This is a genomic window from Rhodococcus opacus (assembly GCF_012396235.1).
Taxonomy (GTDB): Bacteria; Actinomycetota; Actinomycetes; order Mycobacteriales; family Mycobacteriaceae; genus Rhodococcus_F; species Rhodococcus_F opacus.
This window is the reverse complement of record NZ_JAAXPA010000012.1, coordinates 14,425-39,676: the sequence shown is the minus strand read 5'-3', so window position 1 is coordinate 39,676 and position 25,252 is coordinate 14,425. Positions and strand designations below refer to the sequence as shown.

Annotated in this window: 24 protein-coding genes and 1 pseudogene; 13 read left to right on the top strand and 12 right to left on the bottom strand. The window is 68.3% G+C overall.

Annotation, left to right across the window (positions count from 1 at the left end; genetic code table 11):
• Positions 1-21: 21 nt before the first annotated feature.
• The 8 genes from HGB39_RS38800 to HGB39_RS17720 form a co-directional block, all read right to left on the bottom strand.
• A complete protein-coding gene (locus tag HGB39_RS38800; RefSeq protein WP_405134904.1) occupies positions 22-921 on the bottom strand; it encodes a hypothetical protein in 900 nt (299 codons plus the stop codon).
• Entirely contained in the window at positions 855-2,969 is a 2,115-nt protein-coding gene (locus HGB39_RS39880) for a putative T7SS-secreted protein (protein ID WP_064080184.1), read from the bottom strand. Before HGB39_RS39880 ends, HGB39_RS38800 begins: the two co-directional genes overlap by 67 nt.
• Positions 2,966-3,589, bottom strand: a complete 624-nt coding sequence (locus HGB39_RS17745) for a hypothetical protein (protein ID WP_005565368.1) — start codon at positions 3,587-3,589, stop codon at positions 2,966-2,968. Before HGB39_RS17745 ends, HGB39_RS39880 begins: the two co-directional genes overlap by 4 nt.
• Positions 3,589-3,966: a hypothetical protein gene (locus tag HGB39_RS17740; protein ID WP_005565367.1), complete on the bottom strand. Its 378-nt coding sequence runs from the start codon at positions 3,964-3,966 to the stop codon at positions 3,589-3,591. The genes HGB39_RS17745 and HGB39_RS17740 overlap by 1 nt, the downstream gene beginning before the upstream one ends.
• A 58-nt stretch (positions 3,967-4,024) precedes the next feature.
• Entirely contained in the window at positions 4,025-4,792 is a 768-nt protein-coding gene (locus tag HGB39_RS17735; RefSeq protein WP_005565365.1) for a hypothetical protein, read from the bottom strand.
• Positions 4,789-5,466 (bottom strand): DUF8176 domain-containing protein, encoded by a 678-nt coding sequence (locus HGB39_RS17730; protein ID WP_005565363.1) that lies wholly within the window; start codon positions 5,464-5,466, stop codon positions 4,789-4,791. The genes HGB39_RS17735 and HGB39_RS17730 overlap by 4 nt, the downstream gene beginning before the upstream one ends.
• A 71-nt stretch (positions 5,467-5,537) precedes the next feature.
• Positions 5,538-6,398, bottom strand: coding sequence for a hypothetical protein (locus HGB39_RS17725; protein WP_005565362.1), 861 nt, complete (start codon positions 6,396-6,398; stop codon positions 5,538-5,540).
• 300 nt (positions 6,399-6,698) lie between these two features.
• On the bottom strand, positions 6,699-7,721 hold the full coding sequence (locus HGB39_RS17720; RefSeq protein ID WP_043789057.1) for an FAD-dependent oxidoreductase: 1,023 nt from the start codon (positions 7,719-7,721) through the stop codon (positions 6,699-6,701).
• A 54-nt stretch (positions 7,722-7,775) separates the two neighbouring features.
• On the opposite strand from HGB39_RS17720, the gene HGB39_RS17715 reads away from it, so the two are divergent.
• From HGB39_RS17715 to HGB39_RS17690, 5 genes are all read left to right on the top strand, one after another.
• Positions 7,776-8,324 (top strand): TetR/AcrR family transcriptional regulator, encoded by a 549-nt coding sequence (locus tag HGB39_RS17715; RefSeq protein ID WP_005263411.1) that lies wholly within the window; start codon positions 7,776-7,778, stop codon positions 8,322-8,324.
• Positions 8,325-8,630: 306 nt separating this feature from the next.
• A complete protein-coding gene (gene gltB, locus HGB39_RS17705) occupies positions 8,631-13,259 on the top strand; it encodes a glutamate synthase large subunit (protein WP_005565359.1) in 4,629 nt (1,542 codons plus the stop codon).
• Entirely contained in the window at positions 13,252-14,703 is a 1,452-nt protein-coding gene (locus HGB39_RS17700) for a glutamate synthase subunit beta (protein WP_005263409.1), read from the top strand. The genes gltB and HGB39_RS17700 overlap by 8 nt, the downstream gene beginning before the upstream one ends.
• 181 nt (positions 14,704-14,884) lie before the next feature.
• Positions 14,885-15,799: a cutinase family protein gene (locus tag HGB39_RS17695; RefSeq protein ID WP_039953080.1), complete on the top strand. Its 915-nt coding sequence runs from the start codon at positions 14,885-14,887 to the stop codon at positions 15,797-15,799.
• A gap of 22 nt (positions 15,800-15,821) precedes the next feature.
• On the top strand, positions 15,822-16,271 hold the full coding sequence (locus tag HGB39_RS17690) for an acyl-CoA thioesterase (RefSeq protein WP_005561111.1): 450 nt from the start codon (positions 15,822-15,824) through the stop codon (positions 16,269-16,271).
• A gap of 32 nt (positions 16,272-16,303) precedes the next feature.
• Here the strand turns inward: HGB39_RS17690 and HGB39_RS17685 are convergent, their stop codons facing one another.
• Entirely contained in the window at positions 16,304-16,969 is a 666-nt protein-coding gene (locus tag HGB39_RS17685) for a TetR/AcrR family transcriptional regulator (protein WP_005561110.1), read from the bottom strand.
• 116 nt (positions 16,970-17,085) lie between these two features.
• Here HGB39_RS17685 and HGB39_RS17680 point away from each other — a divergent pair, with 116 nt between their 5' ends.
• On the top strand, positions 17,086-17,529 hold the full coding sequence (locus HGB39_RS17680) for an SRPBCC family protein (RefSeq protein WP_005561109.1): 444 nt from the start codon (positions 17,086-17,088) through the stop codon (positions 17,527-17,529).
• Between the two features lies 1 nt (position 17,530).
• Positions 17,531-18,367: pseudogene (locus tag HGB39_RS17675) on the top strand (SDR family oxidoreductase); the annotation flags it as partial.
• A gap of 11 nt (positions 18,368-18,378) precedes the next feature.
• Here HGB39_RS17675 and HGB39_RS17670 read toward each other — a convergent pair.
• Positions 18,379-19,287, bottom strand: a complete 909-nt coding sequence (locus HGB39_RS17670; RefSeq protein WP_005263403.1) for an SDR family NAD(P)-dependent oxidoreductase — start codon at positions 19,285-19,287, stop codon at positions 18,379-18,381.
• 31 nt (positions 19,288-19,318) lie between these two features.
• Here HGB39_RS17670 and HGB39_RS17665 point away from each other — a divergent pair, with 31 nt between their 5' ends.
• The 3 genes from HGB39_RS17665 to HGB39_RS17655 all read left to right on the top strand — a co-directional run bounded on the left by HGB39_RS17665 (position 19,319) and on the right by HGB39_RS17655 (position 20,884).
• A complete protein-coding gene (locus HGB39_RS17665) occupies positions 19,319-19,816 on the top strand; it encodes a hypothetical protein (RefSeq protein WP_005263402.1) in 498 nt (165 codons plus the stop codon).
• A gap of 61 nt (positions 19,817-19,877) precedes the next feature.
• Positions 19,878-20,171, top strand: coding sequence for a putative quinol monooxygenase (locus HGB39_RS17660; protein WP_005249047.1), 294 nt, complete (start codon positions 19,878-19,880; stop codon positions 20,169-20,171).
• 11 nt (positions 20,172-20,182) lie between these two features.
• Positions 20,183-20,884: a dienelactone hydrolase family protein gene (locus HGB39_RS17655; RefSeq protein ID WP_005561107.1), complete on the top strand. Its 702-nt coding sequence runs from the start codon at positions 20,183-20,185 to the stop codon at positions 20,882-20,884.
• On the opposite strand, the gene HGB39_RS17650 is transcribed toward HGB39_RS17655, so the two are convergent.
• Complete coding sequence (locus HGB39_RS17650; protein ID WP_005561104.1) at positions 20,859-21,431, bottom strand: dihydrofolate reductase family protein; 573 nt, start codon at positions 21,429-21,431, stop codon at positions 20,859-20,861. The genes HGB39_RS17655 and HGB39_RS17650 overlap by 26 nt on opposite strands.
• 38 nt (positions 21,432-21,469) lie before the next feature.
• Here HGB39_RS17650 and HGB39_RS17645 point away from each other — a divergent pair, with 38 nt between their 5' ends.
• The 3 genes from HGB39_RS17645 (at position 21,470) to HGB39_RS17635 (ending at position 24,833) form a co-directional block, all read left to right on the top strand.
• A complete protein-coding gene (locus HGB39_RS17645; protein WP_005561102.1) occupies positions 21,470-22,000 on the top strand; it encodes a class I SAM-dependent methyltransferase in 531 nt (176 codons plus the stop codon).
• A 59-nt stretch (positions 22,001-22,059) separates the two neighbouring features.
• Positions 22,060-23,535, top strand: coding sequence for a DUF7159 family protein (locus HGB39_RS17640; RefSeq protein WP_198432380.1), 1,476 nt, complete (start codon positions 22,060-22,062; stop codon positions 23,533-23,535).
• 71 nt (positions 23,536-23,606) lie between these two features.
• Complete coding sequence (locus tag HGB39_RS17635) at positions 23,607-24,833, top strand: DUF7159 family protein (protein ID WP_005263389.1); 1,227 nt, start codon at positions 23,607-23,609, stop codon at positions 24,831-24,833.
• Here the strand turns inward: HGB39_RS17635 and HGB39_RS17630 are convergent.
• Positions 24,830-25,207, bottom strand: a complete 378-nt coding sequence (locus tag HGB39_RS17630) for a winged helix-turn-helix transcriptional regulator (RefSeq protein WP_005563979.1) — start codon at positions 25,205-25,207, stop codon at positions 24,830-24,832. The genes HGB39_RS17635 and HGB39_RS17630 overlap by 4 nt on opposite strands.
• Between the last annotated feature and the right edge of the window lie 45 nt (positions 25,208-25,252).

The following is a 25,252-nucleotide window of genomic DNA, read 5'->3' as shown; positions in this document are numbered from 1 at the left end:
CCAGCGAATTGGTGACGGAGGTCAGTCTCCGCTCGGTGTCCCAGCCGTACGTGGTGGTGCTGCCGTCGGGATCGGTGCGGGCGGCGAGGAGGTCGAACGCGCCGTACTCGTAGAGGGTGGTGGCGCCGACCGCGTCCGTGTGGACCAGGAGGTTGCCCTCCCCGTCGTACGCCCAGGTCTCGACAGCGCCGTCGGGTGAGTGCGCGCGACGAGCTGACCGTCCGCCGACCATCGGTAGGTGGTGGTCTCCCCGGTGGGGTTGGTGACGGTGGTGGGTCGGCCGAACCCGTCCCGGGTGATGCGGGTGACGGCGCCGTTCGCATCCGTGACGGCGGCCGGCAGTCCGGCCCGGACGGATTCGACGAATGTGCGACCCCCGGCCGCGTCGGTGATCGAGGTGAGGCTTCCCGACGCGTCGTACCCGTACCGGGTGCGTGCACCGGCCGCATCGACGACGGCGACGAGGTTTCCCTGCTCATCCCATTCTTGCCGCGACATCGTGCCGTCGGGATGGTGGATCGTCGCCGGTTGGCGGGGGCCGGCGTAGTCGATGGCGACGGCGTGTCCGTCGGGTCGGGTGATCCGGGCGACGTCTCCGTCGGCGGTGTAGAGGTAGCTCGTCGTCGCGCCGTCAGGTCCGACGACTCGCAACGGTTCTCGCCGCGCGTTGTAGTCGGTGTGGGTGCGTGACCCTGCGGCGTCGACGAGGTCCCGCAGCCGCAGGTCGGAGTCGAAACCGTGGACCGTCGCCGCGCCGGTCGAGTCGGTGACGACGGTGACGGAGCCCGTGGACTCCGCGTTGGTGCGGTAGTCGAACTCGGAGTCGAGGATGCCGCCGGTGCCGTTCTGCCGGACTACCCTCCCGTCCGCGTCGTACGTGTTGACCATGCGGTTGCCGTTGCCGTCGACCCACGACAGCATGCGGTTTTCCGCGTCGTACGTGTACCGAGTCGAGCCGCGTCGCCCTTGACGACGGTGGTGAGTTGCCCGTCGGTGTAGTCGAACCGGCGAACCGGGGTGGCAGTGTCTCCGTCGACGACGGACAACCCCACGATCCGGCCGGACCGTGTGTCGACGAGAACCCGGTAGCCACCGGAGTGCGACACCTCGACGGGGGTCCCGGAAGTGTCGTACCGGAAGAGGATGCGATTGCGGTGGCGGTCGGTGATCGCACTGATTGCGATGTTGCCGAGCGCGGAGTCGAGACCGTCCAGTTCCGGCTTGGGTGTGAAATGCCAGGTGAGTCCGCGGTCGGGGTCGTGAACCCGGTAGCCGCCGGTGTCGGTCCGCGACAGCGGCCAGCGCTGCCCGGGATCCGGCATCACCGGCGTCCCCACCTCGGGGTGCGGATACGTGAGCATGACACCGTCTTCGGCGAGCAGCGTCACCCCCGGTTCCTCGACCACCACGCGCATGTCCACGGTGGCCGACCAGCTCGGACCGAACCAGCGACCGAACCGATAGCCGGAACGATGCCGCCGGCCGAACACCAGTGGCAGCACACCGGGAAGTGTCAGATCGGTTTCGGGGAGCAGGAATTCACCGGTCGCGACGTCGACGGGGTCGCGGCCTTCGCAGTTCTGGTTGCTCGTGCGATCGGTTTCGGGGCCGGCGTCGTGAGCGGCGTCGTTCGCGCCCGAATCCGCACCGGCATGCTCGGCGGGGCCGGGATGGGCAGGTTCGGGACTGCGCGGTTCGGGAGTCGGTGCCGGGTCGGTGCTCGTCGGATGCGTGTCCGCGTGCGGAGTGGGCGAGTCGACGTGCGGGGTGTCGGGCTTCGGGATGTGGCTGACGTCCGCGACGTCGTCGAGGAGCCGGGCACCGTTGCCGAGATCGCCGGCGGTGTCGAGCACGCGGACCGCGGTGCGAGCGCCTGCGACTCCTGCGCCCGCACCGCCGGTGGCGGCGGTGAGCACTGCGTCGCCGGTGAGGCTTCCGGCGAATTCGAGTGGGTTCTTCCGGATGTCGCTGACCATCGTCGAGACCATGGTGCCGGGGTCGGCGGCCGCGACCACGATTCCCGTCGCGAGGTTGGACAGGCCGGCCTGGTATTCGGCCGGATGCGTCATGTTGTAGGTGTCGGTCGGGTTGATCTGCCGGACGAACTGGACGATTCCGCTGAGTCCGGTGAGCAGACCGGAGTAGAAGTTGGCGACGCCCAGGTGCACGCCGTCGGTGGCGTCGGTGAGGTTGTTCATCCACCGTTCGGTGAAGGGCGGCTCCGTGGGGGCTGTCGCGGTGGCGCTGGTCAGTGCACCGGAGACCTGGCCGGCGACGCCGTCGCGGTCCGCTCGGGCGCCCCGCAGGATTTCGCGGGCCTGCTCGCGCATCGCGGTCCAGGTGTCGACGAGTGGGTGGTCTGCCTGTTGCTCACCGGTGAGTGCGTTGTAGGCGGACTTCTTTGCCCTCTCCTCCGCCTCGGCCTGCTTCCATCGCGCCACCGCGTCGGCGGCGCGGGCCTGGGCGGCTTCGACGGTATGACCCCAGGAGACGAGTGTCCGGGCTGCGGAGTTCATCGCGTCGGCCGCGTCGTGCCACAGTGCGGGTTGTTTGTCGAAGATCTCGTTGAATCCGTCAGCCGCGCTGCCCGTCCAATCGGCCGCGTCGACGGTGCGCAGTGCGTCACCGGTGGAGCCGATGCTCGTGGCCAGGTCGGTCAGCGTGGTGGTCGCTTCGGCGATGGCCGACGGCTCACCGCGGATCAGTTCCTTCGGTTCTTCGGTCTGTCCCAGGTCCAGTTCGTCGACGGGTCCACCGGTGGCACTGGCGATGTCGTCACCGAGATCGGTCAGGGTATCTGCGATGCCGTCGGCGCCGACCCGTTGCGCGAGTCCCGCCGCGGCATCGAGGCCCGAATCGGCAGCTTGCCCGACGTTCTCGACGGTGCTCTCGATCGCATTCTCGGCGGCGTCGCCGAAGTCGTCGATCGCACCCTTCGCGTCGTCCCACGTATCACTGAGCCAGCTCACGACGGACCGCCACCAGCCGACATGATCTCGGCGGCCTGCTCCGTTGCGTCGGTGTCCCAGTTTCGTGTGGTGCCCGAATCGAGCATGTCCGCCAGCGGGGAGACATTGGCGAGGGCCTGCGGGCCGACGGCGGCGATGACCTCGTTGTTGGTTGCGATGGCCTGGTCTGCCGCCTCGAATGATTCGAGGCTGTAATTGGCGTTGAGCGTCTGGTTGATCGGATTGTCCGCGAGCGTTTCGCCCCATGTGCGGTCGCTGATCTCGTCGCCGCTGAGGTGGGGGTTGCCGACGGTGTTCGTCCACACCGTTTTCAGCGCATCCGAGTAGACCTGTTCGGTGGTGTAGTAGCTGCCCACAGCCAGATCGAGGACGCGGGCGATCTCGTTGGCCGACTGCACGAGATGACGGACTCCCCAGGACCACCGTTCCGCGAACTCCTCGAGACTCGTCTGGACCTCCTGCTTCCCGGCTTCCATCGGCGACAGGGCGAGGAGGGAGAACCCGCGCCCCACGGATGCTGTTTCGCCGGTCCCGAGCCCGGACAGTGATTCGGTGATCGCCGTGATGCCCTGCGCCGCCTGGATCAGCACCGACGGGTCGACTTCGAGGTGGTCACCCATCAGGCCACCTCTTCGACTGCCGGCGGGAAGGCCATCGGTGTGGCACCGGCGACGTCGATGACGACCCCGGTCGGGCCGGGAACTGACGGGACGAGGATGTCGAGCAACCGCCACCCGAACACGGTGTGGAAGCGGCACGGCCCGCCCTGTTCGTCGCGGGCGAGCAGATACCGGGCGTATTCCTGCTTGCTGGTGAAGGCGCACACCCAATTCAGTCCGCCGAACGTGCTGGTCAGCAGCCGGTCGTCGCCGGTCAGCGGAATGAGAAGCAGCGCCGAACGGAGGGCGTCGGTCAGCAGCGCCGGCTGGCCGAAACCCTGACGGAACGCGTGCATTTCGGCGAGCAACGCGCTGCAGTCGCCGACGGATTCCCCCATGACAGCCCCCTGATGTCGAATGTCCTCCCCGCCCGGGAGGGTACTGGACGCGCCCCGCTCAGACCCGTTCCGGCCGACCTTCGGCTACCGCCGACGCTGCCGCGGACACCCGCTCGTACGCGGCCCGGGTGTCCGGTGCCAGCTTGCTGTGTTCGATGACGATCCCCATGCCCAGATGTTCGTCGTAGGGGATGGTCTCGATGCCCCACACCTGTCCGCCCAGGTACTCGCGGAGGAGGTCGACGTCCACCTGCCAGCCGGTGGCGTCCTGATTCGACACGGTGACGACGGTGCGGGCGAGCCCTGGTTCGCCGAGCGTGTCACCGATCGACTGCAACGCGGAGCGGAGACGGTTGAACGCGTCCGCCCGGCACGGCACGACGAGGACGATGGGCGACGGAGTGGCCAGCAGCGGCGCGAGGTACGCGGCACGCAACCGGTGACCGAGGTCGTGAACGGCACTCACACCGCGAGCGCGGAGTGTCCCTGTGACAGTATGGAATTCACGTTCTGATGCGGTCTGATTCCCGATGCGGTTCAGGATGCGGGTCCCGGCGCTCGTGCGGGAGAAGTACCCGTCGAACACGTCGTCCGCGACGGGGCCGGCGGCCACCAGTTGCTCGAGGCCGCTCACGGAGAGCACGGCGTCGGCGCCGCGTTCGGCGACATCGCCGCCCGCGGGTGTCGCGTCGACGGCCACGACCGCGCCGCCGCGAGCTGCCGCGGTGTTGGCGAGCCCGAGCGTCGTCGTGGTGGCGGCGGCTCCTCCACACGCCCCGAGGACGAGAGTTGACACCGGAAGTGCTTGCAGCAGTTGGTCGGTCACTTCGCGTCTCCAATGGATGTGATATAAGTGCGACCGTCGCGGTCCGCGGTGGTCACGACCTGCTCGTACTTCTTCGCCGACCCGTCCGGTCGCAGCTCCGACAGCGTCACGGCGTAGCGGCCGGGTTCTGTCTCGGTGATGGCGAGGCAGTGCTCGGTGCCCTCGGGCACCGAATCGATGCCGCCCTGGATGGTCTCGGCGGACCCCACCGGCGCGTCGGGTGCGACCACCTCGCGGGCCTTCGCGCCGCTCCGTGCGACGTAGTACGCGTGGTCGAAGCCCAGGATCGCGGCGACGCCGTCGGAGGTCCCGCCCGGACCGTTGCCGGTCACCGTCGAGCCGTCGCGGGATTCGACGCACCAGCCCGAATCGGCAGCGGCGACGGGGGTTCCGCTCGCATCACCGGACGTCGAGTTGAACACGGCGACCACACCGGCGATCCCGGCGATCACCGCTGCCGCGGCTCCGGCGACCGCGAGTGTCTGCTTGCCGCGACCGCTGCGAACAGGTGGGGTGGGATCGGGCTCGTCGCCCGGGGCCAGCCACGTCGGAGCGGGGGGTTGCTGCTCGGTTTCCGCGGCAGGAGCCGTCGACCGCGGTGCCGGGGCCGACGCGAAGGGCGGGAACCAGTGCGAGAAGCGGTCGAGGGGTGCCCTGTTCGGCGGTTCTGTCACAGTTGAATCCTCCACACCTCATTCCCTCGCGCGGAGCCGACCCCTGGCGGGCTCCACGCGAGGGAATCGGATCACACGTGCAGCGTCGCCTGGCTGCGCACGTTCACGCCGCCGATCGTCGTGGTGGCCGGACCGCTGTCGGTGGACTGCAGCTGCGGCAGTTGCGGTGCGGGCAGGGACGCGATCGTCTGGACCAGTTCCCCGAAGGCCGGGTACCGGTGGGCCGCATCCGCGATCGCGGCGGCGGCGGGTGTGACGTCGACGGGCGCGGACCAGTTGGTGGGGTGCTCGGCGTTGGAATCGGCCGAGAACGCGGACACGGTGGCCGCGGTCGGCGAGAACGGGTCGACGGCGATGCCCGCGGTGCCGGTGGCGTCACCGATGCGCCAGCCGATGGTGCCGACGTATCCCTCGGGGTTGCCGTACTGGCGTCCGTTGGCGGCAACCGGCACCGCGCCGACCAGTGTGTCGACGGCCGCATTGACCTCGACCACCGGCTTCGGCACGGGAAGGGCGGGGGCGACGGGTGCCTGGTGCGCCTTCGGCATGTCGTCGGGGTCGATCCACACGGTCGCCGGCTGGGCGGCCGGTGCCTCGTCGACCACTCCCTCGTCGACGACTCCCTCGGCGGTGGGCGCTGCCAGGTCAGGAGCAGCGGGCACAACCGTCTCGGCACCCGGCACCGCCAGCGGAGCCTGCGGGGGAGCGGGCGTCGTCGCGGCCGGAGCCGCCGGGTCGGTGACGCCGGGCTGCGACGTGGTGGGTGGCGTCGTCGGGTCCGTCACGCCGGGCTGCGACGTGGTGGGCGCGTCCCGCGGGTCGGTGACGCCCGGCTGCGACGTGGACGGCGGGGTGGTCGGAGCGGCGTGTGCCGTCGCGGCACCGAGCAGTGCGGCGGCGGACACCGAAATCGCGGCTGCCAGAGCGTGCATGCGGATTCTCAAGTCTTTGACTCCTGAAGTCGAACGGACATGGTGATCGAACGGACTGGTGCTGACGAAGCAAACGCAAGAGTGGTGCAGTTCAGAGGCACCGAAAGAGGGAAGCGAGCACAGCAGAATGCCTCCACCGACGAGGTGGATGTGTTGTTTCCCCGATGAGATACGTCCGTGCTGCCGGCGCACTGCCGCAGCCGTCGTCCACCGCCCCCATGACCGCCCCCGGTTCTTTCTCGTCCCCCTACCGCGGCAAAGTACCAGACGGGCAAGCGTTCCCGCGCCCCCGCATTCCGGTCAGGCCAGGCCCGCGGCCAGCTTCACCGTCAGATCGCGCAGCGGACGGAGACGGCCGGTCATCGCGAGGGAGGACATGACGCGCGATCCACGCACGAGCCGCCGCGTCGCGGGCCGCCGCGTGCGGTCGTAACGGTGTAGCGCGGTGTGAATGTCGGTGTCGGCGGTGAGGAATCGGCCGAGCGCGACTGCGTCGACGAGGGCCTCGCAGGCGCCCCGGCCGAGGTTCGGTGCCATCGCGTGGGCCGCGTCGCCGAGCAGGGCCGTGTTGCCCGACACGTACGACGGCAGCGCGGGGGACTCGTACAGGTCGTGGTGGAGCATCGCGTCGGGGGTGGCGGCATCCAGCACTGCCCGGACGTCGGCGTGCCAGTTCCCGAACCGCGAGCGGAGGTAGTCGAGGCCGCCGGGGTGCCCGGCGTCGGTGCGGACGCACGCGAACCAGTTGACGAGATCACCGTCGCGCGGGGTGATACCGAAAAGTGCGTCCGCATCCCAGGTTTCGCTGACGGTGTCGCGATGGCCGGGCACCCACCCGCGCCAGGCGGTCGCTCCTGTGTACCGCGGCTCGAACTTCTCGCCGAACAGTTGTCGGCGGGTCGGGCTGCGCAGACCGTCCGCGCCGATCACCACGTCGTGGTCCGTCAGCGCGTCGACGGCCGGGGCCGGTGTGCCGAACGAGATCATTCCGTCGGGCAGGGTCTCGGCCAGTGTGGCCAGGAGGGCGGGCCGCGACAGCAGGTAGGCGGTGCGGTCGCGGTTGTCGAGGGTGCCGATCACGGATCCGTCGGGGCGCAGGAGCGAACCGCGGTGCTGGGGTGATCCCAGCGTGCGCACTCGGTCACCTGCGCCGATCGCGTCCAGCGCGTCGAGCGCCTGCGGCCACATGCCGAGCGCGGTGCCCGACGTGGGCAGGGTGTCGGCACGCTCGAAGACCTCGACGTGCCAGCCGGCGCGGGACAGGTAGCGGGCGACGGCGAGTCCGCCGATGCCGCCGCCGAGGACTGCTGCGGAGTGCGTCATGACCACCACGGTACTACGGGTGTAGTGGATTTACTACCGTTGTAGTGTCGGGGTATGGCAGACAAACGGGAGAAGGTGCTCGACGCCGCCATCACGCTTCTCGGCACCAAAGGGGTCCGGGCCCTCACGCACCGGGGCGTCGACGAACTGGCCGGGATGCCCCAGGGGTCCGCGTCCAACTACTTCCGCAGCCGGGGCGCGCTGCTCGAGGGGATCGTCACACGGCTGGTCGAACGTGACCGGGAGGACTGGCAGAAGTTCGCGCAACTCCGGCCGGCCGGCACGGACGCCCTGGTCGAGGCCCTGGTTGCGTTCGTGAGCTTCTCCACTGGTCCGGACCGCGTGCGCACGAGTGCCCGCTACGCACTCTTCGTCGAGGCCTCCGTGACGCCGGGACTGGACGCGAAGATCGGATCGGCGCGCCGCGCGCTCGTAGAGTGGGGTGCGGAGATGCTGGAACTCGTGGGATCGAGGAACCCGGCTTCCGACGCAGTGGTGGTCACCGACTACCTGGACGGTGTGATCCTTCATCAACTCACCGTCCCGGATCTCGATTTCGATCCGACTGCGGGAATTACAGCGGTGCTCGGCGCTCTCACTTAACATGTACTCAGTGCAGTCGGACGAGGTCCGCCCTCGACAATGCCCAGTTCAGAGGGTAAATAGGCCAACCTAAGTTGTGTTTCGTCGGGGGTTCTGAATTATCGTTTTCGTTACACGTTGGACCCACGAAAGTCCGACCCGACCGAAAAGCCACGTCGCCCGGTGCGAGGACCACACCCAGCGTGCTGCAAAAGGGCGATAGCCGATCGGTGGTGCCGATCACGTCGTGACGGCACCTGCATTGCAAGTTGATGGCCATCAGCGCTGCTGGTCGTCGGTGCATCTTTTGGCATACGAAGGCTAGGTATGAAGCAACTTCCAGGCCCCCAGGGGCTGTATCACCCGTCGAACGAGCACGATTCCTGTGGTGTCGCGTTCGTCGTGGACATGAAGGGCCGCCGCAGCAGGGACATCGTCGAGAAGGCGATCACCGCGCTGGTGAACCTCGAGCACCGTGGTGCCGCGGGCTCCGAACCCAACACGGGTGACGGCGCCGGCATCCTCCTCCAGGTCCCGGACAAGTTCTTCCGCGCCGTGGTCGACTTCCCGCTGCCCGCGGAAGGCACGTACGCCACCGGCATCGCGTTCCTGCCGCAGAGCAAGGCCGACGCGCAGCGCGCAGCCGACGCCGTCGAGAAGATCGTCGAGAGCGAGGGCCTGAAGGTCCTCGGCTGGCGTGAGGTCGCGACCGACGACTCGTCGCTCGGCGCCCTGGCCCGCGACGCCATGCCGACGTTCCGGCAGATCTTCATCGGCAGCGAGAACGACGCCCTCACCGGACTCGACCTCGAGCGCCGCGCCTACGTGGTCCGTAAGCGCACCGAGCACGAGCTGGGCAGCGAAGGCGCCGGCAAGGACGGCCCCGGTCGCGAGACCGTGTACTTCCCGAGCCTGTCGAGCCAGACGTTCGTCTACAAGGGCATGCTGACCACTCCGCAGCTCAAGGGTTTCTACCTGGACCTGCAGGACGAGCGCGTCGAGTCGGCCCTCGGCCTCGTGCACTCGCGCTTCTCGACCAACACCTTCCCGTCGTGGCCGCTGGCCCACCCGTTCCGGCGCGTGGCCCACAACGGTGAGATCAACACCGTCACCGGCAACGAGAACTGGATGCGTGCCCGTGAGGCGCTCATCGACAGCGACATCTTCGGTGGGTCAGGAGAGGTTGGGCCCGGCAAGGATCGGCGCAGCCAGCTGGAGAAGATCTTCCCGGTCTGCACGAACGGCGCCAGCGACACCGCGCGGTTCGACGAGGTGCTCGAGATGCTGCACCTCGGTGGCCGCAGCCTGCCGCACGCCGTGCTGATGATGATCCCGGAGGCCTGGGAACGGCACGAGAGCATGGACCCCGCCCGCCGGGCGTTCTACCAGTACCACTCGTCGCTCATGGAGCCGTGGGACGGACCGGCGTCGGTGTGCTTCACCGACGGCACCGTCATCGGCGCCGTCCTGGACCGCAACGGCCTGCGCCCCTCGCGTCTCTGGGTGACCGACGACGGCCTCGTCGTCATGGCCTCCGAGGTCGGCGTCCTGCCGATCGACCCCGCCACCGTCGTGAAGAAGATCCGGCTGCAGCCCGGCCGCATGTTCCTCGTCGACACCGCCGAGGGTCGCATCATCAGCGACGACGAGATCAAGTCGGAACTGGCCGCCGAGCACCCCTACCAGGAGTGGCTCGACCAGGGTCTGACCCACATGGACGACCTGCCGGACCGCCCGTACACCTACATGTCGCATGAGCGCGTCGTGCTGCGTCAGCAGATGTTCGGGTACACCAACGAAGAGGTCAACCTCCTCGTCAAGCCGATGGCGCTCTCCGGCGCCGAGGCTCTCGGCTCCATGGGTACCGACACCCCGATCGCCGTGCTGTCCTCGCGGTCGCGGATGCTGTTCGACTACTTCTCGCAGCTGTTCGCGCAGGTCACGAACCCGCCGCTCGACGCCATCCGCGAGGAGGTCGTCACCAGCCTCGGCGGCACCATCGGCCCCGAGCACGACCTGCTGCACCCCACCGCGGAGTCCTGCCGGCAGATCTTCCTGCCGCAGCCGATCCTGCACAACGACGACCTGTCGAAGCTCATTCACGTCAACGACGACGGTGAATTCCCGAACTTCCGCAGCGTCATCGTCCGCGGTCTGTACCCGGTGGCCGAGGGCGGAGCGGGTCTGCGCAAGGCCCTCGACGACGTCCGCTACCAGGTGTCGGAGGCCATCGCCGGCGGTGCGCGCCTCGTCGTCCTGTCCGACCGTGAGTCGAACGAGACGTACGCGCCCATCCCGTCGCTGCTGCTGACGTCGGCCGTGCACCACCACCTGGTGCGCGAGAAGACCCGCACGAAGGTCGGCCTCATCGTCGAGGCCGGCGACGCCCGCGAGGTGCACCACATGGCGCTCCTCATCGGGTTCGGTGCGGCAGCGGTCAACCCGTACATGGCGTTCGAGACCGTCGACGAGGCGGTGCAGAACAACGAACTGCAGGGCGTCAGCCTCGACAAGGCCATCCAGAACTACATCAAGGCCGCGGGCAAGGGCGTGCTCAAGGTGATGTCCAAGATGGGCATCTCCACCCTGGCGTCCTACACCGGCGCCCAGCTGTTCCAGGTCATCGGCCTGTCGCAGGAACTGGTCGACGAGTACTTCACCGGCTTGCAGTCCAGCCTCGGCGGCATCGGCCTCGACGAGATCGCCGCCGACGTCGCGGTCCGGCACTCCAACGCGTACCTGGACCGTCCCGAGGAGCGCGCGCACCGCGAGCTCGAGGTGGGCGGCGAGTACCAGTGGCGTCGTGAGGGCGAGTACCACCTGTTCAACCCGGACACGGTGTTCAAGCTGCAGCACTCCACGCGCACCGGGCAGTACGAGGTGTTCAAGGAGTACACGAAGCTGGTCGACGACCAGTCCGAGCGCCTCGCGGCGTTGCGCGGCCTCTTCGAGTTCAAGAAGGGCGTCCGCGAGCCCGTCCCGCTGGACGAGGTCGAGCCCGCCACCGAGATCGTCAAGCGCTTCTCGACGGGTGCGATGAGCTACGGCTCCATCTCCGCCGAGGCGCACGAGACCCTCGCCATCGCCATGAACCGCCTCGGCGGCCGGTCCAACTCCGGTGAGGGCGGCGAGAGCCCGGCCCGCTTCACCCCGGACGAGAACGGCGACTGGCGGCGGTCCGCGATCAAGCAGGTCGCGTCGGGACGCTTCGGTGTCACGTCGCACTACCTGACCAACTGCACCGACATCCAGATCAAGATGGCGCAGGGAGCGAAGCCCGGTGAGGGCGGCCAGCTGCCGGCGCACAAGGTGTACCCGTGGGTGGCCGAGGTCCGGCACTCCACGCCCGGCGTCGGGCTGATCTCGCCGCCGCCGCACCACGACATCTACTCGATCGAGGATCTCGCGCAGCTGATCCACGACCTGAAGAACGCCAACCCGCAGGCCCGGATCCACGTGAAGCTGGTGTCCGAGGTCGGTGTCGGCACCGTCGCCGCCGGTGTGTCCAAGGCACACGCGGACGTCGTGTTGATCTCCGGTCACGACGGTGGCACCGGTGCCACCCCGCTGACGTCGATGAAGCACGCGGGCGCCCCGTGGGAGCTCGGCCTCGCCGAGACCCAGCAGACGCTGCTGCTCAACGGTCTGCGCGACCGCATCGTCGTGCAGGTGGACGGCCAGCTCAAGACCGGCCGCGACGTCATGGTCGCCGCGCTGCTCGGTGGCGAGGAGTTCGGTTTCGCGACCGCCCCGCTGGTGGTGTCGGGCTGCATCATGATGCGGGTCTGCCACCTCGACACGTGCCCCGTGGGTGTCGCCACGCAGAACCCCGTTCTGCGCAAGCGGTTCAACGGCAAGCCGGAGTTCGTGGAGAACTTCTTCCTCTTCATCGCCGAAGAGGTGCGCGAACTCCTCGCCGAGCTCGGCTTCCGCACCCTCGACGAGGCCGTCGGCCAGGTCGACGTCCTCGACACCACGAAGGCGCTCGAGCACTGGAAGGGCAGCAAGGCCGGCAACCTCGACCTGTCGCCGATCCTGCACGAGACCGAGTCGGCGTTCATGGACCAGGACCTGTACTGCACGGGCACCCAGGATCACGGCCTCGACAAGGCACTCGACCAGCAGCTGATCGTTCAGAGCCGCAACGCTCTCGACAAGGGCCAGAAGGTCACGTTCGAGTCGCCGATCACCAACGTCAACCGCACGGTCGGCACCATGCTCGGCCACGAGGTGACGAAGGTGTACGGCGGCGAGGGCCTGCCGGACAACACGATCGACATCACGTTCACCGGTTCGGCCGGGAACAGCTTCGGTGCGTTCGTCCCCAAGGGCATGACCCTGCGCCTGCACGGCGATGCCAACGACTTCGTCGGCAAGGGCCTGTCCGGTGGACGCCTCGTGGTGCGCCCGCCGCTGGAGACCGCGCCCGGCTTCGTCGCCGAGGACAACATCATCGGCGGCAACGTGATCCTGTTCGGTGCCACGAGCGGTGAGGCTCTGCTCCGCGGTGTCGTGGGCGAGCGATTCGCGGTCCGTAACTCCGGCGCCACCGCGGTGGTCGAGGGAGTCGGCGACCACGGTTGCGAGTACATGACCGGTGGAAAGGTCGTCATCCTCGGTGCGACGGGACGTAACTTCGGTGCCGGCATGTCCGGTGGCGTTGCGTACGTCTACAACCCGGACAAGGTGTTCGAGGACAACCTCAACACGGAACTGGTGGATCTCGAGGACCTGACGGGTGACGACTTCACCTGGCTGAAGTCCGCCATCGAGCGTCACCGCGATGAGACGGGCTCGGAGGTTGCCGCGCGCATACTGTCCGACTGGTCGCAGCAGGTCAACCATTTCGCGAAGGTGATGCCCCGCGATTACAAGAAGGTGCTCTTGGCCATCGAGGCCGCGAAGAAGGATGGAAAGAACGTGGACGAGGCAGTGATGGAGGCAGCTCGTGGGTGATCCAAGCGGCTTCCTGAAGCACACGTCACGCGAACTTCCGGTTCGCCGGCCGGTGCCGTTGCGCCTGCTCGACTGGAACGAGGTCTACGAGGAGTTCTCGCCGGACACCCTGAAGACTCAGGCCAGCCGGTGCATGGACTGCGGTATCCCGTTCTGCCACAACGGCTGTCCGCTGGGGAATCTGATTCCCGAGTGGAACGACCTGGTCTACAAGGACCGGTGGCACGACGGCATCGAGCGTCTGCACGCGACCAACAACTTCCCGGAGTTCACCGGGCGGCTGTGCCCCGCACCCTGTGAGGCGTCGTGCGTCCTGGGCATCAACCAGGACCCCGTCACCATCAAGCAGGTCGAGGTCGAGCTCATCGACCGCGCCTTCGACGAGGGCTGGGTCAAGCCGGTGCACCCGACCCGTTCGACGGGCAAGAAGGTCGCCGTCGTCGGTTCCGGTCCTGCGGGGCTCGCTGCAGCGCAGCAGCTGACGCGCGCCGGGCACATGGTCACCGTGTTCGAGCGGGCCGACCGCATCGGCGGGCTGCTGCGGTACGGCATCCCCGAGTTCAAGATGGAGAAGCGGCACATCGACCGCCGTCTCGATCAGATGAACTCCGAGGGCACCGTCTTCAAGACGGGTGTCAACGTCGGCGTCGACATCACCGCGGACGCACTGCGCGCGCAGTTCGACGCCGTGGTCCTGGCCGGCGGTGCCACCGAGGCCCGCGACCTGCCGATCCCCGGCCGCGAGCTGGACGGCATCCATCAGGCGATGGAGTTCCTGCCGATCGCCAACCGTGTGCAGCTCGGCGACCTGGAGAAGCCGACCATCACCGCGGAGGGCAAGAAGGTCGTCATCATCGGCGGCGGCGACACCGGCGCGGACTGCCTGGGCACCTCGCACCGTCAGGGCGCCGAGAGCGTTCACCAGTTCGAGATCATGCCGAGACCGCCCGAGACCCGCGCCGAGCACACCCCGTGGCCGACGTACCCGCTGATGTACCGGGTCGCGTCCGCGCACGAGGAGGGCGGCGAACGCCTCTTCTCCGTGAACACGGAACGGTTCGTCGGTGCCGACGGCAAGGTGACCGCACTGAAGGCCCACGAGGTCGAGATGAAGTCGGGTCGTTTCGAGAAGGTCGAGGGTTCGGACTTCGAGCTCGAGGCCGACCTCGTGCTGCTGGCGATGGGCTTCGTCGGACCCGAGAAGCCGGGCCTGCTCACCGATCTCGGCGTCGACCTCAACGAGCGCGGCAACGTCGCCCGCTCCGCGAAGTGGGCCACCAACGTCGACGGCGTCTTCGTGGCCGGCGACATGGGACGCGGTCAGTCGCTGATCGTGTGGGCCATCGCCGAGGGTCGCTCGGCGGCCGCCGCGGTCGATGCGTACCTCGAGGGCGAGTCGGCGCTGCCGTCTCCGATCGAGACCACCACCGCCCCGCAGCGGTAGATGTAACTGCTCGTACAATCCGCACCCCGGTAGGTTTTCCTACCGGGGTGTCGGTTTATCGTGCGGGGGTCACGTTCGGTCGGTAACGTTCATTTACCGATCGTGCATCTTTAGGTCACGTCGCCCTGGCAGCATCCCGTCTGCAGGACGGCGAAGGGGAGAACAGGTTGAGGCCATGGCAATGAAACGGGTTGTCGCATTTCTGACCGCAGTGGCTGCTGCGGCAGCCATCCCGGTGGTATCGGGAGTAGCGGGCACGAGCGCAGTGGCGAACGCGGACCCCTGCCCGAGTCTGTACGTGGTCGCGATTCCGGGGACGTGGGAAACGTCCACCAAGGACAATGTCAGGCCCACGCCGGGTCTGCTGTCCGCGGTGACGAACGGTCTGCCGTCGTCGATCCGCACCGACTACGTCACGTACGCCGCCACGGCCTTCCCGTGGGAGTCCGAGGTGTACGGGCGCTCGAAGGCGCAGGCGGTCAGCAATGCCAAGGGCATGCTGTCGTCGATGTCGCAGCAGTGCCCCGACACGAAGCTGTCGATCATCGGGTACAGCCAGGGCGCCGACGCGGCGGGTGATCTCGCTGCGGAGATCGGCACCGGCCTCGGTGTGGTGCCCGCGGACAAGATCGCGGCCGTCGGACTCGTGTCCGATCCGCGGCGGTCGCCGACCGACGCGCTCGTCGGCCCTGCCGTCGCAGGCAGCGGCGCCGGTGGTCCCCGCATCGGCGGGTTCGGCTGGGTCAGCCAGAACACGCGCACCTTCTGCGCGTACGGCGACCTGTACTGCTCCACGCCGAAGGAAGACTTCGTGACGCGGCTCGCCGGGTTCCTCGCGCAGACGTCGGATCCGACGCCGACGCTGTTCGGGCGCTACCAGCAGGAAGCGCTCGCGATCTGGAACGACATCCTCGCTGTGGGCGGTGTGCCGGCCCTGATGGCTCAGCTGGACGAGCAGTCCAACGAGAAGCGCATCGACGAGCTGGAGCAGTTCTACAAGTCGCAGGCTCACCAGGACTACACCAGGTACGCGGTCGACGGATCGGGTACGCCCGCCACGACGTGGCTGAGGAACTGGTTGCGCGACATCGCGTGAGTTCGGCCGACGGCGGCAGGGGATGATGTCCAACGTGACTGACACCCCTGCCGCCGTCGTCGGCTACGACGCCTTCGTGACCGTTCGGTGGTCCGACATGGACGCCTTTCAGCACATCAACCATGCGCGGATGGTGACGTTGCTCGAAGAGGCCCGGATCGACTGGCTGCTCAGCGAGGGCAGCGAGAACTCGTCGCTCATCACGAGCGCGTTCATCGCCGACATCCACGTGAAGTACCGAGGACAGTTGCGGCACTCCGACAGTCCCCTGCGGATCACCATGTGGATCGCCAAGCACCGGGCGGTGGATTTCACCATCGGCTACGAAGTCCGGGGCGCCCGTACCCCGATCACCGACCCGCCTGCCGTCACCGCCACCACTCAGATGGCCGTCGCGGACGTGGATGCCCAGCGGCTACGCCGCATCACCGCCACCGAGCGCGAGTACCTGACCCGCTGGTCCCGCACGTGAGTGGGAATGTGTGTTCCGGCACGCTTTCCCACTCACGTGCGGAGGTCGTCGGGGGCCGGTAGGGGACGGTCCGGGTCGAGGACCGCGCCGCGGCTGCGCATCGTGGCGTCGACCAGCGCCCACGCCCACGCGGCCAGCTGTTCGGTCAGCGCGCCGACGTCGGTGCCGCCCGGTCGATCGATCCACTCCGCGGACACCGACTCGACCATCCCGATCAGCGCATTGGCCAGCGGTGTCGCGGTGGCGGGCGCGCCGAGAGCGTCCAGGTAGGGGTGGAGCATGTCGGCGACCGCGGTGCTGATGGCCCGCCGCACCTCTCCGGCCGCGGGGGAGAACGACATCAGGTAGCGGTACAGGTTGGCGTGTTCGGTGACCCAGTCGAGGTGGGTGCGGGCGGCGCGGGTGAGGATGGCGTGCGGTGCGCCGTCGACGGTGATCACGGGGGCGTATTCGAGGAGCATCATCGCCGCGACCCGCCGGGCGACGGCGTTCTTGAGGTCGGTGCTGTCGTCGAAGTGCCGGTAGATGCGGGTTCGCGCGACCTCGGCGTAGACGGCCATCGTCGCGACCGACACGTCGGGACCTTCTGCGTCGATGGCGACGAGTGCCCGTTCGACGAACTCCGAGCGCCGCTTCTCGCGTTGGCCGCGCCACCGGGCAGCGCGCCCGTCACCGGCGTCTTGCTGGGGTTTCGTCATCGAATCGAATCGTAGTCTTCCCTGTCGCTGCGTTTCCGTATACCGTCGGCAGTATGCGGTACATCGATGTACCACACATTTTCTGTCTCGGACGTCGACACGTTGGGATATCCGTCTTGTCCATTCAGCTCTGCCTGTCCGGCCCCCGCAGTTCCGGGCGTTCGATGATCGGCTTACGCAGCACCACGGTGATCGTCGTTCCGCCCGCGATGGCCTTCGAGTACCTTGCGGATCCGGCGACCGTGCCCGGTGCGATCACGCTGCCGTCCCGCGCCCGGGTCGTCGAATCGGACCCGGGTCGCCGGCTCGTCGTCGAGGCCGATCACGGCGTGCACGGATCGGTCTGGACGTTCGACGCGGTCAGCCCGGACGAAACGGAGCTCACCGTCGCCTTCCGCTACCACTCTCCCGGCAGACCGGCCGGACAACTGCTCGGCGGTGTCGCCGCACCCGTGGTGTGGCAGGCGCTGCGACGTGCACAGGCCACGTTGAAGGATCGGATCGAAACCCTCTACCACGAGCCGGCCGGCCCGGCCGGTATCGACCGCAGGGGAGCATGACGTGGGATTCTCGGTAGCGGGCAAGACGGTCCTGATCACCGGGGCGGCCATGGGGATGGGGCGTCTGTTCGCCCGGCTCGCCGCCGCCGATCGCGCCGGAACGGTGGTGTTGTGGGACATCGACGCCGCCGCGCTCGAACGCACGGCGCACGAACTGCGCGAATCGGGGTGCACCGTCAGCGCACACGTCGTCGACGTCGCCGACCTCGAATCCGTCCGCACGGCGGCCGCCGAGGTGCGGGACGCGGTCGGTCGTCCCGACGTGCTCGTCAACAACGCCGGGGTGGTGCGTGGCAAGTACTTCTGGGATCACGACCACGAGTCGGACACCAGATTCGTGATGGACGTCAACACGCTCGCACCGATGTACATCACGAACGAGTTCCTGCCCGCCATGATCGAGGACCGCGGCCGGGACTGCCGCATCGTGAACATCGCCTCCGCCGCCGGGACCGTGGCGACACCGAGAATGGCCGTGTACGCGGCGTCGAAGTGGGCTGCCCTGGGCTGGAGCGATTCGCTGCGACTCGAACTGGTCCAGGCCGGCCACGGGCACGTCAAGGTCACCACCGTGTGCCCGAGCTACATCTCCACCGGCATGTTCGACGGTGTGAAGAACCCCCTGTTCGCCCCGATCCTGAGCCCGGAGGACGTCACGGCCCGGTCGTGGCGGGCGATGAAGCAGGGGAAGCCTCTGCTGATGCTGCCGCGGTCGCTGTATCTGTCGCGGGTGGCGAAAGCCGTGCTGCCGGTGCGTGCCTGGGACCGTCTGGCCGACCGGCTCGGTGTGTACCACAGCATGGACGCCTACACCGGTCGGGTGCAGGCACCCACCCCCGACGTTTCGGATCAGCCGAGGTCGAAGCGTGCGCCGAGCCGCATGCTGCCCGGGGCCAGGCGGCTCAGCGCACGCCCGAACTTGGCCTCGGGCGTGACGGGGACGACGGCCTTGTTGTGTTTGACGGCCCTCACGATCTGCGTCGCCACCCGGTCCGGGGTGAAACCGCGTCTGCGGTAGAGCTTGTCGGCCCGGTCCCGCATCTTCGTCTGCTCCTCCGGTGTGGCGCCGGCGAAGTCGGTGGCCTTGACGATGTTGGTGTGGACCAGTCCGGGACAGATGGCGCTGACGCCGATGCCGTGGTTCACCAATTCCGCACGGAGACAGTCCGACAGCATGAACACCGCGGCCTTGCTCGTCGCGTACGCGGTGAGTCGCTTCTGCGGCGTGAAAGCCGCGGCGGACGACAGGTTGACGATGTGCCCACCGGTTCCGCGGTCGATCATCTGCTGGGAGAACGCGCGGGAGCCGTAGACGACACCCCAGAAATTCACGTCCATCACCCGCTCGAAATCCTTCTGCGGGGTCTTCGTGAACGTGCCCGAATATCCGATTCCGGCGTTGTTGACCACGATGTCGGGGGTGCCGTGCTCGGCCTGCACCTTCTCCGCGAAGCGTTGCACCTCGTCCTCCACCGCGACGTCCACCTGATACGCGTGGGAGCCGCCCCCGAAGATGGCCACCGCACCGCCGCCCTTCATCTGGGCGGAGTTGATGAGATCGGAGGTCAGCTGCGCGGATTCGAGGTCGCGGTCGGCGACCACCACGACAGCGCCTTCGGACGCGAACGCCAGCGCGGTCTCGCGGCCGATCCCGCTGCCGCCACCGGTGACGACGACGAGAGTGCCGTCGAGGTCCCGCAGGCGGTGATGCTTCCGAGTACCGCTGCGCCAGCCTCTTACTTCGCCGAGAAGACTCATGTGACCATCTTGTCCGAGTACGGTCGTGTGTGTGCTGATCTGGTACGTCAGCTATGGATCGAACATGGCGACGACGCGTCTGACCTGCTACCTGCGTGGTGGTTGCCCGGCGGGGGGCAACCTCGTGCACACGGGCGCCCGTGACGCGAGCGCCCCCCGCGAGTCGGTACCGGTGGTGATACCCGGCTCGGTGTTCTTCGCGGGAGAGTCACGGATCTGGGGCGGCGGCCGCGCGTTCTACGACCCCGACGCGCCCGGCACCGTCGCGGCCCGCGCATTCCTGGTGACACAGGAGCAGTTCGAGGACATCCACGCGCAGGAACCCGCCTGCTACGACCGCCTGGTCACTCTCGGAGCCCGCCACGATGTTCCCATGTGCACGTTCACCACCCGGGCCCGCGGCGACGTCGTCGCCAGGAACGCACCGGCACCCGCCTATCTCGCGACCATCGCGGACGGTCTCCGTGAAGCGCACGGCTGGGACGAACCGAAGGTCACCGATTATTTGACGCGACTTCGGGTTTCCTAGCCGACCCAACTGTGCTTACGTGAGACGGGCCACACGAGGTGGCGTTCACGAAAGGGAGTCGATGTCCGATCTGCATGTCGTAGCGACCATTCCTGCCAAGCCCGGTTCCGAGGACACCGTCCGCGACGGACTGTCCGCGCTGGCCGCGGAGAGCCGCAAGGAAGAGGGCTGCATCTCGTACGAGGTGTTCGAATCAGCCGCGGTCGCGGGAACCTTCGTCACCGTCGAGGTGTGGACCGGTCAGGAGGCGGTCGACGCGCACATGAAGTCGCCGCACTTCCAGGCCGCGCTCGGGACGTTCGGTGAGCACCTCGCCGGGGCACCGGCGATCCACCCGCTGAAGCCGGTTTCCTAGAGTCGTAGTTCGTGACCACACCACTCACCAGCATCACCCCTGGAGGTCCCGTCCGCGGCGGTGTCGTCGTCATCCAGGAGGCGTTCGGCGTCACCGGGCACATCGTCGACGTCTGCCGCCGTTTCGCCGCCGCCGGGTACCACGCGGTCGCGCCGCACCTGTTCCACCGGAGCGGCGATCCGGTGCTGGAGTACGACGACATGAAGTCGGCGATGTCGTTGATCGGTGAGCTCACCGCCGCGCACATCGACGAGGACGTCGACGGGGCCGTCGCGGCCCTGTCGGCGGCCTCGATCGACCCGCGGAACACCGCGATCGTCGGATTCTGCATGGGCGGAACGGTCGCGTTCCACACGGCGACGCGCCTCGACCTGGGGGCCGCGGTGAGTTTCTACGGCGGAGGCGTCGCGAACGGACGCTTCGGGTATCCATCGCAACTTGACGTCGCCGGGCAGCTGAGTACGCCGTGGCTCGGCCTGTTCGGCGACCGCGACAAGGGGATTCCGACCGAGGAAGTCGAGGAGCTGCGCGCCGCGGTCGCCCACGCGCCGGTGGACACCGACATCGTCCGCTACGCAGACGCCGAACACGGCTTCCACTGCGACGACCGTCCCGCCGTGTACAACGAGGAGGCCGCCCGGGACGGATGGGCACGAACGCTGCAGTGGTTCGGCACCCACGTCGGCGTCACACGCGCCGCCGGAACCGACTGACCGCGGCCCCGCTCGGGTAGGCCTCCCGGTGGACGACATCGAAGTGGGTGGGCCGAAAGTCGCCGCCGAACATCGGAGTTCCGCGGCCGGCCACCACCGGATAGTGCTTGACGACCAGTTCGTCGATCTCCGGCAGGAGGGTGCCCGCGAGCTCGCCACCGCCCGCCACCCAGACGCCCAGCGCGCTGTCCTCGGCCTTGAGCTTCCGGACCTTCTCGAGCGGGTCGGCGACGATCTCGACGGCGGGATCGGGGCTTTCGGTCAGAGTGCGGGAAGCGACGTATTGACGCAGGTGCGCGTACGGGCTCGTGATGCCGACGGCCAGGGCGGGCTCGTACGTTGCGCGGCCCTGGATCACGGTGTCGAACTGCTTGTTGGCGCCGTCGACGCCGAACTGCTCCCGCAGGTGTGTCGGAATCGTCTCCGGGTATTCCTGCGCCATGAATCCGAGGATGTCGTCGTGCATCGGGAAGAAACCGATGTCGCCGTCCGGGCCGGCGATGAAGCCGTCGATGGTGATGCCGACGAAGTAGGTGAGGTCCCGCATGGTGTCCTTACTGGGGCGCTTCGGATAGGTGGTATGCCGTGAGGGCTGCGGGCATTCCCGGTCGGGTGCTGTGGGCGGTCGATCGTCTCGACGTGAATCCTCGCGATCGGATCCTAGAGGTGGGTTGCGGGCCGGGTGTAGCGATTTCTCTGGTCGCGGAGAAACTCGACGGCGGACGGATCACCGCGCTCGACCGATCGACGACGGCGATCGAACGGGCGGCGCGGCGCAACGACGCCCACGTCTCGACGGGGACGGTGGTGCTCCGGAACACCGACGTCGCCGGATTTCGTTGCGATCAGGCCTCCTTCGACAAGGCGTTCGCGGTCAACGTCAACGTGTTCTGGGTGCGTGACGCGACCGCTGAGATACGCGTCCTGTGGGAGGCGCTCCGACCGGGCGGAATCCTGCACCTCGTGTACGGCGGAGCGGTGTCCGTACACGACCGTGACAAGTCTCGGCGTGTTGCGGATACCGCCACGCGGGCTCTTGTTTCCGCAGGTTTCGACGTGGATGTCACGAACGGGAACCCGATGTGCGTCACTGGGGTACGGCCGAAAAGCGCCTGACGTGCCGTCCGGTCTGCTTCATGCGCGAGACCCGTGACCGAACCGTTATAGTCTGCGTCATGACTTCAGTTCTCGGTGTATCGGTAGGCGCCAGCGCGGTGCGCTTCGCGTGCCACGACGCCGTGACTCTCGAAACGCCGATCTTCCAATCGCGGTCGGTGACCGCAACACTCGAACGGCCGGAGGAACTGGCCGCCGAGTCCATCGGGACGGTGCTCGCCGAGCGCGACGAGACCGACGAGGTGCAGGCCATCGGTGTCGCGTACCAGGACGAGGCGCAGGCCGGTGCCGTGCAGGCCGCGATGGCCCGGCTCCAGATCGGCAACTTCCAGATGGTCCCCGAAGTGACGGCCGCACTCCAGATGCTCGAGATGTCCGGAGAACTCGGCGACCACTCGACACTCGTGTTCTACGACCTCGGCAGTTCGGGTCTCACCGTCACCGTCGTCGACCGGGACACCGGCATGGTGCTGAGCAGTGCGCGTTCGGACCAGATCAGCGGCGATCTCGTCGACAGGCTCATCTGTGACAACCAACTCGAACTGCACCGCTTCGCGCACCCCGCCGACGCGGCAGCCGCGCTCGCGCTCGCCGCGCGGTGCCGCGATGCGAAGGAACAGCTGTCCACCAACGGTGCGGTGTGCATGCCCGGCGAGGGCGGTCTTCTTCTCCTGTCGCAGGACAGTTTCGATTCGCTCATCGTCGGCCCGGTCGAGACGTCGGCGCGCCTGACCCGGGAGGTCATTCGCCGCTCGGGACGCCTCCCCGACGCCGCCGTGCTGATCGGCGGTGGCGCACATATTCCGTTGGTCACATCGGTGATGGAGTCCTGGCTCGACCTTCCGGTGATCGTCCCCGCGCAGCCGGAACTGGTGGCGGCGGAGGGTGCGGCCCTGCTGGCGCGTCCGACGTCCGACGAGTTCGTCGCGGCGGTGGCGCCGGACCACCCGTTCGAGCCGGAGTTCGAGCCCGAGCCGGAGTTCGAGCCCGAGTCCGAGTTGGAGCTCGGATCCGAGAGGGAGCCGGAGCCCGAGTCGCAGTCGGCACCGATCCGGAAGCGTCGTGGCCTCGTCCTCGCCGGAGGTGTCGTGGCCGTGGTCGCCGCGGTGGGTCTCGGACTCGGCGTCGGCACTGACCTCCTGCAAGGTGCGGAGGAGGACGCGCAACCGGCCGCCACGCAGTCGAACACGCAGGCGCCGGCAGCGCGGCAAGTGATACCGCCGCAGCCCACGACGACCGCGGAAGTGGCCCCGCCTTCGGGAGCCGCCCCGTCGGTGGTCGACGAGCAGCCGGTGATCCCGCCGCAGACCGAGGTGCGCACCACGTACCAGCCGCAGCCGCAGACGCAGAGCCCGACTCGGGCGCCGGCGGCTCCCGAGGCACAGGGTGTCGTGCCGTCCGACGCGTCGTCGGCTCCGCCGACCACGCCGGAACCCACTCCGCTCGTTCCAGGTCTGCCGCAGTTTCAGCTCCCGACGATTCCGCCGCCCGCGCCGCTCCCGATGCCGGAGTTTCCCCGGATACCCGGACTCTGAGCGCATATAACGAAGGTGGAGGCCGCGAGGCCCCGACACGCGTTCCGTGATCAAACCGTTATAGTCGTTCCATGGTTGCAGTTCTCGGTGTATCGGTGGGTGCCAGCGCGGTGCGCGTGGCGTATCCGGACGACGAGGGGGCCGTCTTCCGGTCATTCCCGGTGGACGTCGCGAGCGAGCACCCGGAGCACGTGGTTGCCGACGCCATCGGAACGGTGATGGCCGAGCGCGCCGCCGACGACGTGCAGGTCTTCGGTGTCGCGTACCGGGACGAGGCGCAGGCCGCTGCCGTGCAGGCCGCGATCGACTGCCGGCTGGTCCCGGAAGTGACGGCCGCGCTCCGCATGCTCGAGGCGTCGGGACAGCTCGGCGACCATTCGACGCTCGTGTTCTACGACCTCGGCAGCTCCGGCCTCACCGTCACCGTGGTCGACCGACTCACCGGCACGGTGCTCGGGACGGCTCGCACCGACGAGATCAGCGGCGACGTCGTCGACCGGTTGATCCGCGACCACCAGCTCGACGAGAAGCGCATTGCGCCACCGGCCGATGCGGCCGCGGAGTCGGCGCTCGATGCCCGTTGCCGACGCGCCAAGGAAGAGCTGTCCACCAACACCGCGGTCTGCGTGCCCGGCGACGGCGGCCTGCTCCTGCTCTCGCAGGACATCCTCGACTCGCTGATCGTGCGCCACGTCGAGGCGTCGGCGCGCCTGGCCCGCGAGGTGATCGAATCGTCCGGGCGGGCTGCCGACGCGGTGGTTCTGATCGGGGGCGGCGCGCATATTCCGCTGGTCGCGTCTCTGATGGAGTCGTGGCTCGCGCTCCCGGTGATCGTGCCGGCGCAGCCGGAACTGGTGGCCGCGGAGGGCGCTGCGCTGCTGGCACAGGAGCACTCGGGCACGTCGCACCGCATCGGCGCCGGGGGATTCGCCAAACCGGTGATCCGCGGTGGCGCGCTGGCGGGCGGTGCGCTGGCTGTCGTCGCCGTGATCGGACTCGGCCTCGGCGTCGGCGGCAGCCACCTGCAGAGCTCCGACGGCGACGCACGTCCGGTCGCCACTCAGCCGAGTGACGCGCAGATGTCCCCGTCGCCCGCACCCGCACCGGTGTCGACGCCACCGCCGTCCGCCGCGGTGTCGGTTCCGGGCCCGGCCGAGGAGGAGGCAAGCGTGCCGGAGCCCGCTCCCGCGCCTGCCCCCGCCCCGCGCCCACTCATTCCCGGTCTGCCGCAGATTCAGCTGCCGACACTTCCGCCGCCCCCGCCGCTCCCTCCGCTGCCGCGGATTCCGGGCCTCTAGCGGCTCGACGGGTCGAGGTTGTCCCCGTTCGCCTCGACCTCCCGGACCGCCACGATGTGGTCCATGTGCTCGGCGCCCCAGGCGCCGAGCGGTTCGAGGGAGCGGTTGAGGGAGACGCCGAGTTCGGTCAGCGAGTATTCGACCTTCGGCGGAACCTGGTGGTAGACCTCGCGATGCACGATGGCGTCGGCTTCGAGTTCCCGCAATTGCTGGATCAGCATCTTCTCCGAGATGCCGGGTACCAGGCGCTTGAGGTCGCCGAACCGCTGCTCACCGGTGTGAAGGGCCCACAGGATCAGCACCTTCCATTTGCCCCCGATGACGTCGATCGCCGCATCGATGCCGCAGGAGTAGGGACGTTGCTGTCGGCGCATGACGCTCCTCACTGACTTTTTGGTAAGTACCTGACTTTGAAGTGG

What these genes read in the sequence shown, in the direction of transcription:
- HGB39_RS38800 (WP_405134904.1), bottom strand. Translation starts at nt 921, where the DNA reads ATGCTGTCGTGGGTCGACGGCAACGGCAACCGCATGGTCAACACGTAC.
- HGB39_RS17745 (WP_005565368.1), bottom strand. Translation starts at nt 3,589, where the DNA reads ATGGGTGACCACCTCGAAGTCGACCCGTCGGTGCTGATCCAGGCGGCG.
- HGB39_RS17740 (WP_005565367.1), bottom strand. Translation starts at nt 3,966, where the DNA reads ATGGGGGAATCCGTCGGCGACTGCAGCGCGTTGCTCGCCGAAATGCAC.
- HGB39_RS17725 (WP_005565362.1), bottom strand. Translation starts at nt 6,398, where the DNA reads ATGCACGCTCTGGCAGCCGCGATTTCGGTGTCCGCCGCCGCACTGCTC.
- HGB39_RS17720 (WP_043789057.1), bottom strand. Translation starts at nt 7,721, where the DNA reads ATGACGCACTCCGCAGCAGTCCTCGGCGGCGGCATCGGCGGACTCGCC.
- HGB39_RS17715 (WP_005263411.1), top strand. Translation starts at nt 7,776, where the DNA reads ATGGCAGACAAACGGGAGAAGGTGCTCGACGCCGCCATCACGCTTCTC.
- gltB (WP_005565359.1), top strand. Translation starts at nt 8,631, where the DNA reads ATGAAGCAACTTCCAGGCCCCCAGGGGCTGTATCACCCGTCGAACGAG.
- HGB39_RS17695 (WP_039953080.1), top strand. Translation starts at nt 14,885, where the DNA reads ATGAAACGGGTTGTCGCATTTCTGACCGCAGTGGCTGCTGCGGCAGCC.
- HGB39_RS17690 (WP_005561111.1), top strand. Translation starts at nt 15,822, where the DNA reads ATGATGTCCAACGTGACTGACACCCCTGCCGCCGTCGTCGGCTACGAC.
- HGB39_RS17685 (WP_005561110.1), bottom strand. Translation starts at nt 16,969, where the DNA reads ATGACGAAACCCCAGCAAGACGCCGGTGACGGGCGCGCTGCCCGGTGG.
- HGB39_RS17670 (WP_005263403.1), bottom strand. Translation starts at nt 19,287, where the DNA reads ATGAGTCTTCTCGGCGAAGTAAGAGGCTGGCGCAGCGGTACTCGGAAG.
- HGB39_RS17660 (WP_005249047.1), top strand. Translation starts at nt 19,878, where the DNA reads ATGTCCGATCTGCATGTCGTAGCGACCATTCCTGCCAAGCCCGGTTCC.
- HGB39_RS17650 (WP_005561104.1), bottom strand. Translation starts at nt 21,431, where the DNA reads ATGCGGGACCTCACCTACTTCGTCGGCATCACCATCGACGGCTTCATC.
- HGB39_RS17640 (WP_198432380.1), top strand. Translation starts at nt 22,060, where the DNA reads ATGACTTCAGTTCTCGGTGTATCGGTAGGCGCCAGCGCGGTGCGCTTC.
- HGB39_RS17635 (WP_005263389.1), top strand. Translation starts at nt 23,607, where the DNA reads ATGGTTGCAGTTCTCGGTGTATCGGTGGGTGCCAGCGCGGTGCGCGTG.
- HGB39_RS17630 (WP_005563979.1), bottom strand. Translation starts at nt 25,207, where the DNA reads ATGCGCCGACAGCAACGTCCCTACTCCTGCGGCATCGATGCGGCGATC.